This is a genomic window from Pseudomonas sp. AGC41 (assembly GCF_057334555.1).
The window spans coordinates 7,501-10,179 of record NZ_JBHFJB010000157.1 but is presented as its reverse complement, the minus strand read 5'-3'; the positions used below and the strand labels follow the sequence as shown (position 1 = coordinate 10,179).

Here is a 2,679-nt window from a genome sequence, read left to right as displayed (position 1 = left end):
CCCCGCAGGGCCTTACGGCCCTGCGGCTTTTTTTTTGTCCGCGATTATTGATCTCAGGCCGGATAAATGGCGCCGAGTACGCGCGGGCCACGGGCACCAGTGACACTTGGACGGTTGCCTGGAATACCCTCAAGACAGCAATGGGCGAGCCAGGCAAAAGCCATGGCTTCAACCCAATCCGGGTCCACGCCGTACACTGCCGTACTGCTGACTTTGGTAGCTGGTAGCAAATCAGCCAGGCGCTTCATGAGTGTCTGGTTGTGTGCGCCGCCGCCGCAGACCAGCAACTCCTGCGTGTTCGGCTGGGCATGCCGGAGTGATTCGACGATGGTCAGGGCAGTCAGTTCAAGCAGTGTCGCCTGCACATCTTCAGGGAGGAAGGCTGGCAATTGCGATAGATGACGGGTCAGCCAGGACAGGTTGAATACTTCTCGTCCGGTACTTTTCGGGCCCTTGGTTACAAAGAAGGGGTCTCCAAGCAACGTCCTGAGCAAAGTCGGCTCTACTTTGCCGCTGGCCGCCCATTGGCCGTCACGATCAAAAGGCTCGCCTCGCTCCTGGTTTATCCAGGCATCGAGCAATACGTTGCCTGGGCCACAATCGAAACCTGATACGGGTTTTGCCCGTTCTATCAGGCTGAGATTGCTGAAGCCGCCGACATTCAGCACTGCACGAGGACCGACTCGTTCTTCGAACAGTGCTTCGTGAAATGCCGGAACCAGAGGCGCCCCCTGTCCTCCGGCGGCGACATCACGGCTGCGGAAATCGCTGACAACGGTGATGCCGGTCAATTCGCTCAAGAGAGCCGGGTTACCGATCTGCACGGTAAAGCCGCGGGCCGGTTCATGGCGAATGGTTTGGCCGTGGCTGCCAACCGCGGTGACGTCTTCAGGCTTGAGCTTCTGTTCGTCGAGTAAGGTATGGATACCCTGCGCGGCCAGCTTTACCCAGTTCTGCTGGGCGATGGCGGAGCGGGCAATCTCATCGGGCCCGCTGCTGCACAGTGCAAGCAACTCGGTGCGCAGGGGCGTGGGCATGGGTATGTAATGCGTGGCGATCAATTTGATCGCCGGGGCCAGTTCGATCAGCGCGATATCCAGGCCATCCAGGCTGGTCCCGGACATCACGCCGATATAGAGCGCCATGGCTTAGCGCTTGCTCGAAGCCAGCAGGGTGGCTTTCTCTTGATCCATGCGAGCCATCAGAGGCTGGCTCTGAGCCAGGAAACGGGCGCGCTCGGATTTCGCAATCGGATCGGCCATTGGCAGCTTCTGGCCGAGCGGATCGACGTGAACCCCGTTGACCTGGAATTCATAGTGCAAGTGCGGGCCGGTGGACAGGCCAGTCGTGCCGATGTAGCCAATAACCTGGCCTTGCTTGACGGAGCCGCCGGTCTTCACGCCCTTGGCGAAACCTTGCATGTGCCCGTACAGCGTACGGTAGGTGTTGCCGTGCTGGATGATCACGGTATTGCCATAACCGCCACGACGGCCGGCCAGCAGTACCTTGCCATCACCGGCAGCCTTGATGGGCGTGCCGCGCGGAGCTGCGTAGTCAACGCCTTTGTGGGCGCGGATCTTGTTCAGGATCGGATGCTTGCGGCCTGCGGAAAACCTGGAACTGATGCGGGCGAAGTCGACTGGAGTACGGATAAACGCCTTGCGCATGCTGTTGCCGTCAGCGGTGTAGTAGCTGCTGTTGCCCTGCTTGTTGGTGTAGCGCACCGCGGTATAGGTCTTGCCGCGGTTGGTGAAGCGCGCGGAAAGGATCGGTCCGTTGCCGACGCTTTTCCCATTGACCACTTTCTGTTCGTAGATGACGTCGAACTCGTCGCCCTGGCGAATATCCTGGGCAAAATCGATGTCATAACCAAACACGCTGGCCATGTCCATGGTCAGGCTGTGGGAAAGGCCGGCGCGGGCGGCCGACTGGGACAGCGAACTATTGATGACGCCATGAACATAGGCAGAGCGCACGGTAGGTTTTGTGGTGACGCGGTTGAATACATAACCCTTCTCGTTTTTGGTCAGGGTGATGCTTTCCAGATCGCTCAGCTTGGTGTGCAGGTTGGTCAGCTGCCCGTCTGGATTGAGTTCGAATTCGAGTTTCTGGCCACGTTGCAGTTGAGTGAACTGTTTGGCTTGCTTGTCGCTGGCCAGGATTTCATGGACTGAGGTCGAGGGCAGGCCAACCTTTCCGAAGAGGGTGGAGAGTGTGTCGCCCTTGGCAACAATCACTTCACGGTGGTCCGGTCCTTTCTTCTCTTCTGCAACAGGCGCTTCTACCTGTGCAGTGGCGTTTGCAGTGTCTTCCGGGCTTTCTTCAATCTGGGCAAAAGGCGAGACAGCCGGTTCGTTTGTGGCTTGAACGGCTTCGGCGGCGTCTTGTTCTTGTGTCAGTTGTTCAGCGGGACTTTCCGGTTCAAGACTCAGAGTCGTCTTTTTGGCTTCAACATCGCTGGAAGGAAATACCAGGAGCGCCAGGCTAAGGAGGGCGGCGATACCACTTGCGGCGAGCAGGTGGGTCTTTGGGTAAAGCGGCGGCGCTTTAGACGGTTCGGTGGTCATAGGTAATTTGACTTTTGAAAAGATGAATTGGAAAAGATGAATGACATGATGAAGATGAAATAACTGTATAAAATATAACCAAAACCCCTGCGAAGCAAGCCCGCGGACGCTC

At 57.7% G+C, this 2,679-nt stretch carries 2 protein-coding genes; both read right to left on the bottom strand.

From position 1 onward, the window contains the following. Nucleotides 1-53: 53 nt before the first annotated feature. Complete coding sequence (locus tag ACE04F_RS27100; RefSeq protein WP_486110629.1) at nucleotides 54-1,145, bottom strand: anhydro-N-acetylmuramic acid kinase; 1,092 nt, start codon at nucleotides 1,143-1,145, stop codon at nucleotides 54-56. 3 nt (nucleotides 1,146-1,148) lie between these two features. Continuing rightward, the gene (locus ACE04F_RS27095; RefSeq protein WP_486110695.1) at nucleotides 1,149-2,567 is read right to left on the bottom strand and encodes a peptidoglycan DD-metalloendopeptidase family protein; all 1,419 of its coding nucleotides are present in this window, start codon (nucleotides 2,565-2,567) and stop codon (nucleotides 1,149-1,151) included. Nucleotides 2,568-2,679: the final 112 nt, after the last annotated feature.

Bases quoted from the DNA above. Each gene is read 5' to 3' on its own strand.
- ACE04F_RS27100 (WP_486110629.1), bottom strand. From the start codon at position 1,145: ATGGCGCTCTATATCGGCGTGATGTCCGGGACCAGCCTGGATGGCCTG.
- ACE04F_RS27095 (WP_486110695.1), bottom strand. From the start codon at position 2,567: ATGACCACCGAACCGTCTAAAGCGCCGCCGCTTTACCCAAAGACCCAC.